Source organism: uncultured Clostridium sp. (genome assembly GCF_947036855.1).
Lineage (GTDB): Bacteria > Bacillota > Clostridia > Clostridiales > Clostridiaceae > Sarcina.
The window spans coordinates 1-17272 of sequence record NZ_CAMQRY010000050.1; the positions used below are offsets into that span (position 1 = coordinate 1).

General features: G+C 29.5%; 18 protein-coding genes. 17 read left to right on the plus strand and 1 reads right to left on the minus strand.

The genetic code is table 11. The features are described from left to right. Positions 1–169 precede the first annotated feature (169 nt). From hemW to dnaJ, 5 genes are all read left to right on the plus strand, one after another. Positions 170–1294: a radical SAM family heme chaperone HemW gene (gene hemW, locus Q0V15_RS06855; RefSeq protein ID WP_297437323.1), complete on the plus strand. Its 1125-nt coding sequence runs from the start codon at positions 170–172 to the stop codon at positions 1292–1294. Positions 1295–1483: 189 nt separating this feature from the next. Continuing rightward, positions 1484–2509, plus strand: coding sequence for a heat-inducible transcriptional repressor HrcA (gene hrcA, locus Q0V15_RS06860; protein ID WP_297437355.1), 1026 nt, complete (start codon positions 1484–1486; stop codon positions 2507–2509). A gap of 35 nt (positions 2510–2544) precedes the next feature. Beyond that, positions 2545–3168: a nucleotide exchange factor GrpE gene (grpE, locus tag Q0V15_RS06865; protein ID WP_297437325.1), complete on the plus strand. Its 624-nt coding sequence runs from the start codon at positions 2545–2547 to the stop codon at positions 3166–3168. Positions 3169–3222: 54 nt separating this feature from the next. Then, complete coding sequence (dnaK, locus tag Q0V15_RS06870) at positions 3223–5058, plus strand: molecular chaperone DnaK (RefSeq protein WP_297437327.1); 1836 nt, start codon at positions 3223–3225, stop codon at positions 5056–5058. A 114-nt stretch (positions 5059–5172) separates the two neighbouring features. Then, a complete protein-coding gene (gene dnaJ / locus Q0V15_RS06875) occupies positions 5173–6327 on the plus strand; it encodes a molecular chaperone DnaJ (RefSeq protein WP_297437329.1) in 1155 nt (384 codons plus the stop codon). A gap of 63 nt (positions 6328–6390) precedes the next feature. Here the strand turns inward: dnaJ and Q0V15_RS06880 are convergent, their stop codons facing one another. Beyond that, positions 6391–6717 carry a helix-turn-helix domain-containing protein gene (locus Q0V15_RS06880; protein ID WP_297437357.1) on the minus strand — a complete coding sequence of 109 codons (327 nt, stop codon included), beginning with the start codon at positions 6715–6717 and terminating at the stop codon, positions 6391–6393. Positions 6718–6956: 239 nt separating this feature from the next. Between Q0V15_RS06880 and Q0V15_RS06885 the strand changes: the two genes are divergently transcribed. The 12 genes from Q0V15_RS06885 to Q0V15_RS06940 form a co-directional block, all read left to right on the plus strand. Beyond that, complete coding sequence (locus tag Q0V15_RS06885) at positions 6957–8054, plus strand: MFS transporter (RefSeq protein ID WP_297437331.1); 1098 nt, start codon at positions 6957–6959, stop codon at positions 8052–8054. A 197-nt stretch (positions 8055–8251) separates the two neighbouring features. Further along, the gene (prmA, locus tag Q0V15_RS06890) at positions 8252–9193 is read left to right on the plus strand and encodes a 50S ribosomal protein L11 methyltransferase (protein ID WP_297437333.1); all 942 of its coding nucleotides are present in this window, start codon (positions 8252–8254) and stop codon (positions 9191–9193) included. Between the two features lie 19 nt (positions 9194–9212). After that, positions 9213–9959, plus strand: coding sequence for a 16S rRNA (uracil(1498)-N(3))-methyltransferase (locus tag Q0V15_RS06895; protein ID WP_297437335.1), 747 nt, complete (start codon positions 9213–9215; stop codon positions 9957–9959). A gap of 2 nt (positions 9960–9961) precedes the next feature. Continuing rightward, positions 9962–11257, plus strand: a complete 1296-nt coding sequence (gene mtaB, locus Q0V15_RS06900) for a tRNA (N(6)-L-threonylcarbamoyladenosine(37)-C(2))-methylthiotransferase MtaB (RefSeq protein WP_297437337.1) — start codon at positions 9962–9964, stop codon at positions 11255–11257. A 204-nt stretch (positions 11258–11461) separates the two neighbouring features. Continuing rightward, positions 11462–11806, plus strand: coding sequence for a histidine triad nucleotide-binding protein (locus tag Q0V15_RS06905; RefSeq protein WP_297437339.1), 345 nt, complete (start codon positions 11462–11464; stop codon positions 11804–11806). Positions 11807–11946: 140 nt separating this feature from the next. Further along, complete coding sequence (rpsU, locus tag Q0V15_RS06910; protein WP_297437341.1) at positions 11947–12123, plus strand: 30S ribosomal protein S21; 177 nt, start codon at positions 11947–11949, stop codon at positions 12121–12123. Between the two features lie 49 nt (positions 12124–12172). Then, positions 12173–12622 carry a GatB/YqeY domain-containing protein gene (locus Q0V15_RS06915; protein ID WP_297437343.1) on the plus strand — a complete coding sequence of 150 codons (450 nt, stop codon included), beginning with the start codon at positions 12173–12175 and terminating at the stop codon, positions 12620–12622. Between the two features lie 134 nt (positions 12623–12756). Continuing rightward, positions 12757–13005, plus strand: coding sequence for a YabP/YqfC family sporulation protein (locus tag Q0V15_RS06920; RefSeq protein ID WP_297437345.1), 249 nt, complete (start codon positions 12757–12759; stop codon positions 13003–13005). 3 nt (positions 13006–13008) lie between these two features. Next, on the plus strand, positions 13009–14181 hold the full coding sequence (gene yqfD, locus Q0V15_RS06925; RefSeq protein ID WP_297437347.1) for a sporulation protein YqfD: 1173 nt from the start codon (positions 13009–13011) through the stop codon (positions 14179–14181). 41 nt (positions 14182–14222) lie between these two features. Continuing rightward, positions 14223–16307, plus strand: a complete 2085-nt coding sequence (locus Q0V15_RS06930; protein ID WP_297437349.1) for an HD family phosphohydrolase — start codon at positions 14223–14225, stop codon at positions 16305–16307. Between the two features lie 3 nt (positions 16308–16310). Then, positions 16311–16817 (plus strand): rRNA maturation RNase YbeY, encoded by a 507-nt coding sequence (gene ybeY / locus Q0V15_RS06935; protein ID WP_297437351.1) that lies wholly within the window; start codon positions 16311–16313, stop codon positions 16815–16817. Positions 16818–16841: 24 nt separating this feature from the next. Then, on the plus strand, positions 16842–17272 hold a 431-nt coding region (locus Q0V15_RS06940; protein WP_297437353.1), incomplete at its 3' end, for a diacylglycerol kinase.

Consider the following 17272-nt stretch of genomic DNA (forward strand, 5'->3'; position numbering starts at 1 on the left):
AAAAGTAAAATGCTCTTTATAAAAAGGAGCATTTTTTTGATTAAAAATCATATTTTTGGACAGGCTATTAGTAACGGAGTATATAAGTGATATATTTTTGTGGATATGACAAATATAAATAGTTATTATATAGTTAAAATATAATAAAGAAAGATTATGGAGGTAGAAAATGAAAAATATATCATTATATGTACATATACCGTTTTGTGATCAGAAGTGTCACTATTGTGATTTCCCTTCTTTTGCAGGGAAAGGTGATTTAAAAGATAAATATATAGAAATGCTTAGCAAGGAAATAGATAATACATCTAAAAATTATATTATAGATACAATATTTGTTGGAGGAGGAACTCCGAGTTCATTATCAGCAGAGCAATTAGAAAAAGTACTTAGTAAAATTGGAGAATTTGATTTTGCAGATAATATTGAATTTACAGTTGAATGTAATCCAGGTAGTATTACAAAAGAGAAACTTGATGTTATGAAAAAATATGGAGTAAATAGAATTTCAATGGGACTTCAAGCAGTTCAGAATACACTGCTTAAGGATATTGGTAGAATTCATAGCTATGAAGTTTTTAAAGAAAACTTTAAACTTGCGAGAGAATGTGGATTTGATAACATAAATGTAGATTTAATGTTTGGACTTCCAAATCAAAAAGTTTCAGAGTGGAAAGAAAGTCTTGAAATGATTTGTAGTTTAGAGCCAGAGCATATTTCAGCTTACAGTCTTATAATTGAAGAAGGAACAAGATTTGAGAGACTATATGAGGCAGATAAGTTAAAGCTTCCAAATGAAGATGATGAGAGAGAGATGTATCACATAGCAAAAGAAATTCTATGTGAAAATGGATTTAATCAATATGAAATATCAAACTATGCTAAAGAAAACTTAGAGTGTAGACATAATATTGCGTATTGGAAGATGGAAAATTGGCTTGGGGTAGGTAGTGCAGCAAGTTCATATATGGATGGAAAAAGATTTACTAATCATTCGAGTATAGAAGAGTATATAAGTTCTATTGAAAATGGAGAAAATCAAAAAGCTGAAAATACAACTAATACAGAAAATGAAAATATAGAAGAATTTATGTTTATGGGACTTAGACTTATAGATGGAATATCAGAAGATGATTTTGAAATGAGATTTAAAAAGAAGATAGATGATGTTTATGGAGATAAAATAAGTAGGTTTATAAAAGAAGGATTACTGATAAGAGAAAATAGAAAATTATACTTAAGTGAGAGTGGGATTGAGTATTCAAATAAGGTTATGTCAGAAATGCTTTTATAATAAAAATAGAAAAACATAGTAAATAGGAGAAAAGAGAAGAAATAGTAATATAACATTGATAAATAAAGCATAACTACAAAATATGGTAAAAAATTAAAATTGACTATCATCTACGAAAGTTATATATTATTAATATAGTAATTAGCACTCGAGGTTAATGAGTGCTAATAGCGAATGAGGTGATAGTTGATAATGATAGAAGAAAGAAAATTAAAAATTCTTCAAGCCATTATAAGTGATTATATTACTACTGGTGAGCCTGTTGGTTCAAGGACTATTGCTAAAAAATATGACCTTGGCATAAGTCCAGCTACAATCAGAAATGAAATGGCAGACTTAGAAGACCTAGGGCTTTTAGAACAACCATATACATCAGCAGGAAGAGTACCTTCAAGTAAGGGGTATAGACTTTATGTTGATAGAATAATGGAATATGAGAAACTTAGCTTTGAAGATGAGCTTAAAATTAAAAAGCAACTTGTTGAAAAGCATAAAAATGAAATTGATTCATTAATCCATGAAGTAAGTTCACTTCTTTCAGATTTAACAAAACTTACTTGTCTAGTTAACCCGCAATCAATGAATAAGAGCTGTATACAATCTATGCAACTTATGAAAGTAGATAATGACACTGTTTTATGTGTATTAGTTATGGATGGTGGAGTAATTAAGAATAAGCTAGTTAAAATTAAAGATGAGATTCCTGACATGAATGTACTAAGTAAGATTTCAATAATACTTACACAAACACTCAAAGGATTGTCAGTTGAACAAATCAATTTAGAAGTGATTGCAAATATTAAAATGTATTTAGAGGGATATTCATATATCTTTGATTCAATACTTTTAGCACTTTATGAAATATTAAAGGTTGAAAGTAGTAATGATGTGATAATGGAAGGTGCTACTAATATATTTAATTACCCAGAATACAATGATATAAATAAAGCTAAAGAAATGCTTGAGTTTCTTCACAAGAAGAACTTACCTAGTTTAGCTGAAACAAGTGAAGGAATAACTATAAAAATTGGTGATGAAAATTTTATGCCAGAAGCAAAAGATTGTGCTGTTATATCAGCTAATTATTCAATTGGTGGTAGAGAACTTGGAACTATATCTCTTATAGGACCTAAAAGAATTAATTATTCTAAGGTGCTTAGTATTATGGAAAAAGTTATGAAAGAATTTAATGAAGCTTTAAATGAAGATGATTAAAACATTTATAAATGAAATAGAGGTGTAGTAAAGTTATGGGAAAAAATAAGAATAAAAATAAAGAAAAAGTTGAATTTGAAGAAGTTGTAAATGAAGAAGTTATAGAAGAAACTACAGTAGAAGAAAATGCTGAAGCTGAGGTTGAAACTGAAGTTTCAGATGACAAAACTATTGAAGAACTTAAAGAACTTAGAAAAGAAGTTTTAGTTTTAAGAGATAAGCAGCAAAGAATTGAAAATGAAAATGAAGCTTATAAAGAAAAACTTGTAAGAATAGCTGCAGAATATGAAAACTACAGAAAAAGAACTGATAAAGAAAAAGAAAGAATTTACACAGATGCGTGTGAGGATGTTCTTAAAAGAATGTTACCAGTTTTAGATAATTTAGAAAGAGCTGTTGCAATGAGTGGACAGGATACTTCAGTAGAAGCCCTTAAAACTGGTGTTGATATGACTATCAAACAATTTGCTGATGCTTTAGATAAATTAGGAGTAGAAGAAATTCCAACTGCTGATGGATTTGATCCAAACATGCACCAAGCAGTTATGCATATTGAAGATGAAAGTCTTGATGCTAACACAGTTGTAGAAGTATTCCAAAAGGGATATAAAAAAGGTGAAAAAGTTATAAGATTTACTATGGTTAAAGTAGCAAACTAATTAATTTAAATATAAAATTATAAAAACAAATAAAATTTCAGGAGGAAACAAATTATGAGTAAAATAATAGGAATAGATTTAGGAACAACAAATTCATGTGTATCAGTTATGGAAGGTGGAGAGCCAGTAGTTATCACTAATGCAGAAGGTGCAAGAACTACGCCTTCAGTAGTTTCATTCCAAGCAGACGGAACAAGACTAGTTGGACAAATTGCTAAAAGACAAGCAATCACAAACCCAGATAAAACAATAATCTCAATCAAAAGAGAAATGGGAACAGATCACAAAACAAACATTGACGGAAAAGATTATACACCACAAGAAATATCAGCTATAATCCTTCAAAAATTAAAAACAGATGCAGAAGCTTACCTTGGTGAAACAGTAACAGAAGCTGTTATTACAGTTCCAGCTTACTTTAATGATGCTGAAAGACAAGCAACTACAGATGCAGGAAGAATTGCTGGACTTAAAGTTTTAAGAATAATAAATGAGCCAACAGCAGCTGCTTTATCATACGGACTTGATAAAATGGATGATGCTCATAAAATATTAGTATTTGACTTAGGTGGTGGTACTTTCGACGTATCAATACTTGATTTAGGAGATGGAGTATTTGAAGTTATATCTACTAATGGAGATGCTAGACTTGGTGGAGATGATTTCGACCAAAGAATAATGGATCACATAGCAGAAGATTTTAAAGCTCAATACGGAATTGACTTAAGACAAGATAAAATGGCTCTTCAAAGATTAAAAGAAGCAGCAGAGAAAGCTAAGATAGAATTATCATCAGCTACACAAACAATGATAAACTTACCATTTATTACTGCTGATGCAACTGGACCAAAGCACGTTGATATGACTCTTACAAGAGCTAAGTTTGACGATATGACTAAAGATTTAGTTGAAAAAACAATAAGCATAATGAAAACTGCTTTAGCTAGTGGAAATGTAAACTTAAATGATGTTGATAAAATCATATTAGTTGGTGGATCAACAAGAATTCCTGCAGTAGTAGAAGCTGTTAAGAAATTTACAGGAAAAGAGCCTTCAAAAGGAGTTAACCCAGATGAGGTTGTTGCTATGGGAGCTGGAATTCAAGCTGGAGTTTTAGCTGGAGATTCAAGTGTTGAAGGAATCTTATTATTAGATGTTACACCACTTAGTCTTGGAATTGAAACTTTAGGTGGAGTTGCTACTAAGATAATAGAGAGAAATACAACTATTCCTACAAGAAAGAGTCAAGTATTCTCAACAGCAGCAGATAATCAATCATCAGTTGAAATAAATATTGTTCAAGGTGAAAGAGAAATGGCTGGAGATAATAACTCTCTAGGAAGATTTACACTTGGTGGAATTGCTCCAGCAAGAAGAGGAGTTCCTCAAATCGAAGTTTCATTTGATATAGATGCTAACGGAATTGTTAAAGTTTCAGCAGTAGATAAAGCTACAAACAAAGAAGCTACAATTACAATTACAGCTTCAACAAACTTATCAGATGATGAAATAGATAAAGCTGTTAAAGAAGCAGAAAAATTTGCTGAAGAAGATAAGAAAAGAAAAGAGTCAATCGAAGTTAAAAATAACGCAGAGCAAGTTATTTACCAAACAGAGAATACTCTAGAAGAATTAAAAGAGAAAATAGAAGCTGACGATAAAGCTAAAGTTGATGCTAAACTTGATGCATTAAAAGCAATCAAAGATAGTGATGATACAGAAGCAATTAAAAAAGCTATAGATGAATTACAACAAGAATTCTATGCTATATCAGCTAAATTATATGAGCAAAACCCAGAAGCAGCAGCTGAAGGTCAAGAAGCACCTGAGCAAAATGCACCACAAGATGATAATGTTGTAGATGCAGATTTCAAGGTAGAAGATAAATAATTAAAACTATCAAAACATTAAAAGCTTTGGTATAATTAAGATAAATTTTAAAGGGAAGGCTAAAGTGTCTTCCCTTTTTCTAAGTAAGATATAATTTTTTTAGGTGGTGTAGAGATGGCAAAGAGAGACTTTTATGAAGTCCTAGGTATAGAAAAAGGTGCATCTGATGATGAGATTAAGAGAGCTTTTAGAAAGCTTGCAGTAAAGTATCATCCAGATAAGAATCAAGGGAATACAGAAGCAGAAGAAAAATTTAAGGAAATAAATGAAGCTTATCAAGTTTTATCAAATCCAGAAGAAAAATCTAAGTATGATCAATTTGGTCATGATGGTATGAATGGTGGATTCGGCGGCGGTGGTGCTGGTGGATTCGGTGGATTCGATATGGGCGATATGGGTGGATTTGGAGATATATTTGAACAGTTCTTCGGAGGCGGAGGCGGTTCAAGTAGAGGAAGAAGAAGCAATGGTCCAAGAAGAGGTTCAGACCTTGAATATAGCTTAGTTATAGATTTTGAAGAAGCTATGACTGGTGTTGAAAAAGAATTTAATATTACAAGAACTGAGTCTTGTGAACCTTGTAAAGGTTCTGGTGCTAAAGCGGGAACTTCAAAGAAAACTTGTGGGAAATGTCATGGAACAGGACAAATTAGTGTTCAAAGACATACTCCACTTGGAACATTTGCATCAGCAAGTGCTTGTGATGCTTGTGGTGGAAAAGGTGAAACTATAGAAACTCCTTGTACAGATTGTAGAGGAAAAGGAACTGTTAGAAAGCAAAGAAAGATAACAGTTAATATTCCTGCAGGAGTAGATACAGGTAATATCCTTACACTTAGAGGTCAAGGAGAACATGGTGCAAATGGTGGACCAGCTGGAGATTTATATGTAAGATTATCAGTAAAACCTTCATCAGTATTTAAAAGAGATGGAGTAAATATTTACTACACATATAAAATATCTATGACTAAGGCTACTTGTGGTGAAGAGATTACAGTACCAACAATTGATGGAAATGTTAAATATACAGTGCCAGCAGGTACTCAGCCAGGAACAAGATTTAGATTAAAAGGTAAAGGTGTTCCAAAAATCAACTCAACTCTTAGAGGGGATCAATATGTTGATATAGTTGTGGAAGTACCAAAAAATCTAAATAAAGAACAAAAAGAAGCTTTACAAGCATTTATGGAAACTTTAGGTGAAGTAACTGAAGGTGAAACTTCAAAAAAAGGTGAAGGTTTCTTTGATAGAATAAAGAAAAAATTATAATTTAATAATTTAAAACCCTAGGTTGAAATACCTAGGGTTTTGTTGCTTTAAAGTAAATATATTTTAATTTTGTAATAATCTATCATAGCACCATTCATTAGTATCTTCATTATAGTGATCTTTTCCCCATTTAGACATAAGCTCTAGTATAGGGATAATACTTTTTCCTTTTTCAGTTAAATTATATTCAACTCTTGGAGGTATTTCAGGATATTCATCACGAATTAAAAGATTTTCAGACTGTAAATTTTTTAAGTATTGGCTTAACATTTTATGACTTATAGAAGGGAGTTGGCGTTTAAGTTCATTATATCGTATTTGGGGTGTTTTATTTATTTTAAAGATAATGAGCCATTTCCATCTTCCACCTAGTACATTTAAAGTATAGATTACTGGACATTTTTTTCTTCAGTAGACCAATTTTTCATATTACTAACCTTTCAGTAAGTATCTTACTTAAAAGTGCATACTTACATTTAATCTAAATATTAAATATTATTATATTATGTTAACATAAATAATTAAAATTTGATATTTAGGAGATAGTAAAATGAAAATTAACAATAAAAAAGTTTCAATGGTATTAATATTTACAATTCCATTTCTTATGGGGCTTGGTGTTGATATGTATGTACCATCATTACCACAATAATACATCAGAAGTTTTTATAGGTTGGACTGTGGGGTTATATATGTTTGGATACGGTATTGGACAATTATTTTTTGGACCACTTTCTGATTGGAAAGGAAGACGAATGGTTATAATAATCTCTTCCTTTGCATTTTCGATAGTAAGTGGACTTATAATTATTGCACCTAATATTTTTATATTAAATTTTTTAAGGTTTTTACAAGGTATAAGCATTGCAGGTCTTGCAGTTGCAATAAGAGCTGTTTTAGTAGATGTTTTTTCTGCAGAAGAATTGAAAAAAGTATCAAGTTATTTTGCGCTTAGTTGGTCAATTGGTCCTATAGTAGGTCCTTTTATAGGATCTCATTTAGAAAATCTTTTTGGGTGGAAATCTAATTTTTGCTTATTCTTAATTTATGGTGTGATTATTTGTTTTTACACTTTGATATTTTTTAAAGAGACTAATTTAAATATGGAAAAGTTAGATGGAAAGTTATTAATTAAAAATATGAAGGTTATGATTAAATGCAAAGATTTTGTTTTTATAGTTATAATTTCTGCTAGTATGTATGCTTTAATCATAATCTTTAATATAGTAGGTCCTTTTATACTTGAAAATGTAATGAATAAATCAGTTGAGTTTTATGGTAATATTGCAATGTTACTTGGTACGGCATATTTTTTTGGAGTTTTATTAAATAGAGTTTTGATAAATAGGGTTCATGAGAAAACTTTAATTTTAGTCGGTTTAAGTATTAATTTAATGATTGCAATTATAATGATAATTATAAATATATTCTTACAAAATATTTTAACTCTAATTATTCCAGTGTATTTAATTTTCTTGTTTATTGGTTTAGTAGTTCCGAATGCTATATTAATATCTATGAGTATATTTAAGAAAAATAGTGGACTTGCTAGTTCTTTATTTGGGCTTATAAATGGAATTGTTGTTTTCTTAATTTCTAATATTATAAGTGCATTAAATATAAAATCAGGGATTTTACTTGGATTTGTTTATTTAATATGTATAGGTGGGAGCATAATATTAAAGTCTAGCATTTCTAGAGCAAAAGAAAAAGTTATAATAGAATAAAATATTTTATTCATTATAGTTTTTTTATTTTGTTTGTCAAGAATATATGTATAGATTTATTTGAAATTTTTAGTTTTATAGGTATAATAGAAATATTGATATTTAAAGGAATTAATAATGTTTATTGTCAAAAATAGATATTTATTTTTGATTAATTTAGATAAAGTTTAATATAAAAAGAAGGGAATGTTATACATATGCAAGGAAATTGGATTGAAGTACAGGTTATTACTACAAGTGAGGCTTTAGAGCCAGTATCAGGAATATTTTATGCATTAGATTGTCAAAGTGTTGCAATAGAAGATCCAGAAGACATAACAGGCAGAGAACAAGGTCCTTTAACTTGGGATTTTGCAGACCTTAATGTTTTTGAACATAATGGAGAATGTGCTGTTGTTAAAGCATATTTTGCAGAAACAGATAACATTGAAGAAATAATAAAATTTGTTGAAGATAAACTTAAAGATATTAAAGAGTGGGGAATAGATATTGGAGAAGGTACAGTTATAAGAACAGATGTTAAAGAAGAAGACTGGGCGAATAACTGGAAAAAATATTATAAACCAACTCATATAGGGAAAAACATAGTTGTTAAGCCAACATGGGAAACTTACGAGAAAAAAGATAATGAGATGGTTATAGAACTTGATCCAGGGATGGCTTTTGGAACTGGAACTCATGAAACTACAAGACTTTGTGCTATGGCGCTTGAGAAATATGTAAAGCCTGATTTAACAGTTTTTGATATAGGAACAGGTTCAGGAATACTTGCTCTTATTGCTTCAAAACTTAATGCAAAATATACTTTAGGTGTTGATTTAGATCCTTTAGCAGTTGATGCAGCAAAAGAAAATGTAGAATTAAATAATGTAGATAATATAGAAATTGTTTATGGTAATTTAGTTGAAGTTGTTGAAGGTAAAGCTGATATAGTTGTTGCTAATATTTTAGCAGAGATAGTTTGTATTTTAACAGATGATGTTAAAAAGGTATTAAAGAAAGATGGTATATTTATTTCATCAGGAATAATACATGAGAGAAAGCAAATGGTTCTTGATAAACTAGAAGCAGAAGGATTTGAAATTATAGAAGCTAATCATGAAGGTGAGTGGAATTGTATAGTTGCAAAATTCAAATAGTTTAAAGGAGAGGTAGTATATGCATAAGTTTTTTACTCCAAAAGAGCTTTTTACACAGACGCACGCTGTTATAAAGGGTGATGATGTAAAACATATTTATAAAGTTTTAAGAGTTGAAGCAGGGGAAAAAGTTTCAATTAATAATCTTTGTGGAGAAGAGTTTTTAGGAGAAGTTGAAGAGGTTAACAAGGAAGAAGTTATTATAAAAATACTTGAAAAACTTGATATTAACAATGAAAGTAAACTTGAGATATATTTATTCCAAGGTATGCCAAAGGCTACTAAAATGGATTTAATTGTTCAAAAGGGTGTAGAACTTGGTATGACAGAATTTATACCAGTTATTACTGATAGAGTTGATGTTAAACTTAAAGGTGAATTTAAAAAGCTTGATAGATTAAATAAAATTGCATTAGAAGCTTCTAAGCAGAGTAAGAGGAGTCATATTGCAAAGGTTAGTGAGCCTGTAGAATTTAAGGTAGCACTAGAAGAAATGAAGAAGATGGATTTGATTGTTGTGCCTTATGAAAATGCTACTGGATATGGAATAAGAACAATGGCAAAAGAACTTTTAGGAAAAGACTTTGTAAAAGTTGCTGTTATGATTGGACCAGAAGGTGGATTTGAGGAAGAGGAAATACAAAAGTTAAAAGATATAAATGCTCATATAGTAACACTTGGACCAAGAATCCTTAGAACAGAAACAGCAGGATTTACATGTGCAAGTTTACTTCAGTATGAGTTTGGAGATTTAGGAGGAGTTTAGGAATGAAGGTTGCTTTTTCAACTCTAGGATGTAGAGTTAATAAATATGAATCAGATGCCATGATTGAAAAGTTTGTGATTGAAGGCTATGAGGTTGTTGAATATTCAGAGGTTGCTGATGTATATGTTATAAATACATGTTCAGTAACAAATATGGGAGATAAAAAATCAAGAAATCTAATAAGTAAAGCTAGAAGACAGAATGCAGATTCTATAATAGCTGTTGTTGGATGTTACTCTCAAATTGCACCAGAAGAAGTTGGAGCTATTGAGGGTGTTGATGTAGTCCTTGGAACAAGAAATAAGGGAGATATCATTTATTACGTAAATAAAGCTAAGGATGAAGGTGTACAACAAGTAAAAGTTGGAGCTGTTCTTAGAAATAAAGTATTTGAAGAACTTAATGTAAAAGATTATCAAGGGAATATTAGAGCTTTCCTTAAGATACAAGATGGATGTAATAGATTTTGTACATATTGTATAATTCCATATACAAGGGGTTCTATATGTTCAAAAGCTCCAAGAAGAGTAATTCAAGAGATTACAAAACTTGCACAAGATGGATTTAAGGAAGTTGTAATATCAGGAATTCATACAGCTTCATATGGTCATGACTTAGATGAGAAAATAACTCTTGTTGATATTCTTGAGCAAATTGAAGAAATTGATGGAATGGAAAGAGTTAGAATTGGTTCAATAGAACCAGGATTCTGCACAGAAGAAAATGTTGACAGAATGCTTAAACTTAAAAAACTTTGCCCACAGTTCCATTTATCACTTCAAAGTGGTTCAACAGATACTCTTAAGAGAATGAATAGAAAATATACAGCGGATGAATATGAGGCTACTGTAAATATGCTTAGAGAAAAATTCCCTACTGTTTCAATAACTACAGATGTAATTGTTGGATTCCCAGGGGAAACTGAGAAAGAATTTGATGAAACATATGAATTCTTAAGTAGAATTAAGCTTACAAAAATGCATGTATTTAAATATAGTCCAAGAAAAGGGACAAAAGCTGCTACAATGGAAAATCAGTTAGATGGAAACATTAAAGAAGAAAGAAGTAAACGTCTTATAGAACTTAATGATAAAAATGAAGCTGAATTTGCTAAAAATAGTATAGGTCAAGAAATGGAAGTATTATTTGAATCAAAAAATGATGGTAATACATACACAGGATATTCAGAAAACTATTTAAAAGTTGAAGTAAGATCATTTGATAATATAGTTGGACAAATAAGAAAAGTTAAAATAATAGGAAGCGAAGCAGAAATTGCTATTGCAAGCTTAGTATAATATAAATCACGAAGAGTTAATTCTTCGTGATTTTTTTATAGATATTTATCGAAAATAATATTGGAAAATAAATAATTTAAAATGTCAAATTAATAAAATTAAAAGAAATTTAAAAATAAATAAATAAAAAAAGAATTTTTAGTTAAAATAATATTGAAAAGGTGTTATACTAGGTAGTAGAGTTTTACTAAGGGAGGTGAAAAAATGTCAGATTGTATTTTTTGCAAAATTGCATCAGGTGATATTCCAAGCAATAAGATTTATGAAGATGATAAAGTTTTAGCATTTCATGATATTGCACCAGAAGCACCAGTTCACTTCTTAGTAATACCTAAGAGTCATATCAAAAGTGTTAATGATATAAATGAAGAAAATTCATTAGTTATTGCACATATTTTTACAGTTATTAATAAAATAGTAAAGGAACTAAACATAGCTGATAGCGGTTATAGAGTAGTGACTAACTGTGGGAAAGATGGAGGTCAAACTGTTGATCACCTGCATTTCCATATTATGGCTGGAAGAGAGATGACTTGGCCTGCTGGTTAAAAAAATTAGCATGTTAATAAAAAAAATCTCATATCCATATTGACACTTATAAAATACTTATAGTATAATATAACGTGTGTTATTAACCAACAGTTGTGAATTAATTTTATAATTTACGCTAGCGGAGGGAGGGAAAAAGAATGTCAGAAATCAAAGTAAAAGACAATGAATCACTAGAGCAAGCACTAAGAAGATTTAAAAGACAATGTGCTAAAACAGGAGTCCTTTCAGAAGTAAGAAAAAGAGAGCACTACGAGAAGCCAAGTGTTAAAAGAAAGAAAAAATCAGAAGCTGCAAGAAAGAGAAAATTCAAGTAGTTTTTAAAAATAATTAATATAGAATATTTTTTTGAAAGAGGGTATATAAATGCCAACTATTAAAGAAAGACTTCAAGAAGACTGGAAAGTTGCTTTAAAGGCTAGGGACAAATTTAGAACTAGCGTTTTAAGCACTGCAAGGTCTGCAGTACTTCATGTTGAAAAAACTGAAGGGGTTACACTTGAAGACAAGAATATTATAGAAATCTTAGCAAGAGAGATTAAGCAAAGAAGAGAAGCTATGCTTGATTTTGAAAAGGGAAATAGACAGGATTTAGTCGATCAAAGCAATGCTGAAATCGCAATTTTGTTAAACTACCTTCCTCAGCAGTTAAGTAAAGAAGAAATAAAAAGCATAATTAATGAAGCAGCATTTGAAGTTGGTGCAAATAACATCAAGGACATGGGAAAATTAATGGCTAATGTTAGACCTAAAACTGTCGGTAAGGCAGATGGAAAGGTTGTTAGTCAGTTTGTAAAAGAATATTTAAGTAAGTAGAGAATTCGCTGTAAAGCGGGTTCTTTTTTTATATAGAAATATAGAAGTTTTATTAAATATTATGTTATATGTAATAAAGAAGTGATACAACTCATAAATTATTAGGGTATTAATTTATAAGGAGTATTGATAATATGGATAATTTTAATAGGGCAAAAGAACTTTTAGTTGAAAATCCTAAAGTTGAAGTAAGAGGTAATAAGGAAGTTTTAGTTGAAAATCATAAGGGGATAATTATACTGACAGATACTTTAGTGAGAATTAAAACTAAGATAGGAATTTTAAATATACATGGAAGTAAGTTTAATTTGTTGTTTATGGAAGGTGCTACTATTGTAATTGCTGGAGAATTTGTATCTTTAGACTATGAAGGGGCGGTTTAAAGTATGGGTTTTGTAGAAGTAATAAAAAATATGATAGTTGGTGATTCTTTAATAACATTAGAGATTAAAACATTTAAAAAAGAGGGGCTTTTGAATATTTTAAATCATAAATGTATAAGTGTTAAAAATGTTAGAGATATTGATAAAATAACTCTTATGCTTGATGTGTATTATATGGATTATGATGAAGTATTAGCAATTATTCAGGTTCTAGAAGGAAAAGTTAGAAAAATATCTGAGGGGAAAAAGAAAAAAACTTTTAGTGCTATGAAAAAAAGTAGTAGTTTATTTCTTGGAATAGGAGCTTTTTTTACTGTTTTCATAATTTCATCAAGTTTTTTATGGAATGTTAAAATTGAGGGGAAAGAATATTTAGCTCCATATGAGATTAGACAGGAACTTCTTTCTATGGGAATTAAACCAGGGATGTTAAAATCAAAAATTAATGTTTATGATTTAGAGAAAAACGTTGAGAAGAACATAGATGAGATAATGTGGATTAACATAAGACTTGAAGGGTCAACACTTGTGGTTAAATATGAAGAAAAGACAATAAATAATCCAGTTGTAGAGGATGTCAATTTAATTGGTACAAGTAAAGTTGCAACTATGGATGGAGAAATAAAAAGAGTTTATACATCAGCAGGAACAGCGTGTGTTAAAGAGGGCGATATTGTTAAAAAAGGTGATGTGATAATTGAGGGAGAACAAATAATAAAGGATAAAATTGTTGATGGTGAAGATGTACGTAAAAAAGTTATACCAAAAGGATCAATAATAGCAAATACATTTTATGAGAAGATAATAGAGCTTAAGGTTAATGGAAGTGAGGAAGTTAGAACAGGTGAAATGGATGAAGAAATATATATTAATGTTTTTGGAAAAAAAATTTATTTAAAAAAGGCGAGTAAAGACTTTAAAAGTTATGATAAAATAGAGAAGAAGGGAAATTTTTTAAATAAAAATATATATTATGAAAAAGAACTAGAAGAAATTACTCGTGATAAGCAAGACATAATAAATGAGGCAGTAGATATTTTAAGAAGTGCTACTGAGAAGGAACTTAGTAGACAATCTATAATAGTTGATGAAGAGATTAACTATGAATATATATCAGAAGGCAAAATAAGTCTTAAGGTTTTGTTTATTGTTGAGCAGGATATAGTTTCTTTTTAGATATTATATAATTAATATATGTAAAAAGAAGGTGAGAGGCTATGAATAAATACTTGAAAAAAACTAAAAATATATTAAGTGATACTAAAAAAGTGTTATTATTTGTTTCTGTATTTATAATAATATATTTAATACTTATGACTGTTTTAGTTAATAAAAAGTATGATTTGAAAGTTAATGATATAGCAAAAGTAGATATTAAAGCTACTAGAGAAGTTATTGACCAAAGTGCAACTGATGCTTTGAAAAAGTCAGAAGCAGCTAAAGTTGATAGGCAATATACATTAAAAGGTGATATACAGACAGGTTCGATAAGTACGGTAAATAGCTTTTTTATAGCGCTTAATCAGTTAATTGATTCAGATGAAACTGATGCTGCAAAAATAAAAGGTTTAGAAACTTATAAAAATTTCAATTTAACTACTAGTGAATATGAAAAGTTATTTTCATTTAATGCACAGGAGTTAACACAGGTTCAAAAACTAACTATAAATTCAATAAATGTTGCATATATGAATCCTATAACAGACCCAACAGATAGTAAGCAAAGTTCATCAGAACTTAAATCTTATACTGTTAAAGATGCACAAAATAGGGCTTTAGAAATGATAAGGGATGAGAGTACTAATGCGATTGTTCAAAGTATAGCTTATAAGATAGATGTACAATTAATTAAACCAAACTTTTTCTATGATAAAGCTAAGACAGACGAGCAAATTGCAAATGTGATAAATGATGTAGCTCCTATAGTTTATAAAAAAGGGCAGTTAATAGTTAAAGATGGTGAACCAGTAACGCAAAATGAAATAGATTTGCTTAGTGGATTAGGGTTATTAAACACATCTAAAACTAATTTCTCAATCTATATAGCACTTGCAGGACTTATTCTTATAGTAATGCTAGTACAATATATTTATTTATTTAAATATCATAGAGAGGTATTTAAAGATTTTTCAAAATTACTATTAATAAGTATTTTAAATATTATGGCTATTTTAATAGCGAGAGTAACAACTTTATTTTCACCATTCTTAATACCACTTGCATGTGCACCTATACTAATAACACTTCTTACTAATTATAAGATATCACTTGTAGTTAGTGGACTTAATGTTATATTTATAGCAGGTGCAACTAATTTTAATCCTATAATAATTATAATAGCGATAATAAGTTCTATCATGGGTTCTGTTATACTTAAAAAATTACAGCAAAGAAATGATATACTTTTAGCATCACTTGTTATAGCTATTGTTTCAGGTGCAGTAGCATTTGTAATAGGAGAACTTATTACTACAAATTCTATAGAAATTCTTAAAAATACAGGTTATGTTGTAATTGGTGGAATACTATCAGGAGTTTTAGCAGTTGGAATATTACCATTCTTTGAAGCTGCATTTGATATTGTTACAACAGTTAAGTTGTTGGAATTATCAAATCCTAATAGTCCGTTACTTAAGAAATTATTAATGGAAGCACCAGGAACATATCATCATAGTGTACTTGTTGCTAATCTTGCAGAACTTGCAGCAGAATCAATTTCTGCTAATGCATTACTTGTGAGAATTGGAGCCTATTATCATGATGTTGGTAAAACTAAAAGACCGTATTTCTTTAAAGAAAATCAGATTGGTATAGAAAATCCACATGATAAAATATCTGACAAGCTTAGTGCAAAGATAATAATATCTCATGTTAAAGATGGTTTAGAAATGGCAAGGGAACATAATCTTCCAAAAGAGATAGAGAGATTTATATCAACTCATCATGGAGAAACTTTAGTTAAGTATTTTTATATAAGTACTAGAAATGCTTCTGAAAATCCAGATGATGTTAAAGAAGAAGACTTTAAGTACCCAGGTCCAAGACCAATGAGTAAAGAAGAGGGGATTGTTATGTTATCAGATTCAATTGAAGCTGCTGTAAGATCAATTAAGGAACATACAACAGAAAATATTGAAAATATGGTTAATAATATAATTAAGGATAAAATGGCTTCAGGACAGCTTAATAACTGTGAGCTAACATTAAAAGATATAGAAACTATAAGGAAGTGTTTCCTTAAAGCATTAAATGGAATCTATCATCAGAGAATAGAATATCCAAAGGATGAAAAGGAGAAATAAAATTTGATATATACAGATAATAGACAAGAAAAATTTGAGATTACATCTGAATTTGAAGATATACTAAAAAATACAATTGAATTTGTATTAAAAGAAGAAATGGTTGATAAAGTATGTGAGGTATCACTTGTTTTTGTTGATAATGATTATATAAAAGAGATAAATAATGAAACAAGAGGAATAGATAAAGCAACTGATGTTTTATCTTTCCCAATGATTGACTATCCAGAAGGAAAAGTGTATAAAGAAGTTTATACTGGTAAAGAATTAAGTAGAGAATATTTTGATGGGGATGAACTAGTTATAGGGGATATTGTTTTATCACTTGAAAGAGCAGATGAGCAAAGAGCTGATTTTAACCATTCATTTAATAGAGAATGTTCATATCTTGTTGTACATTCTATTTTACACCTTCTTGGTTATGACCATATGGAAGATGAAGAAAAAATAGTTATGAGAGCTAGAGAAGAAGAACTTCTATCAAAACTTAATATGACTAGAAATGATTAAAAGTTAGGAGTGGTGGGGTAAAAGGTGAAAAAACTTTTAGATAGCTTTAATTTTGCAATTAATGGAATAATATATGCACTTAGAACACAAAGGAATATGAGAATACATTTTGGTATATCACTTATAGTTTTATTATCTACATTTTTCTATGATATAGGAAAGCTTGAATTTATAGCGCTTGCTATAAGTATAACTTTAGTAGTTGTTGCAGAACTTATAAATACTGCAATTGAAAGTGTTATAGACCTTAGTACAAATCATTACCATCCACTTGCTAAAATAGCTAAAGATACAGCAGCAGGAGCAGTTTTTTTAACAGCTTTAAATGCAATTCTTGTTGGTTATATAGTTTTTGGTGATAAAATAATGCAAATAAGCTTTGAGCTTATGACTAAAATTAAGGATAAAAATCATTACTTAATTTTTATAGTAATTATGATAGTAGCAATTTTAAC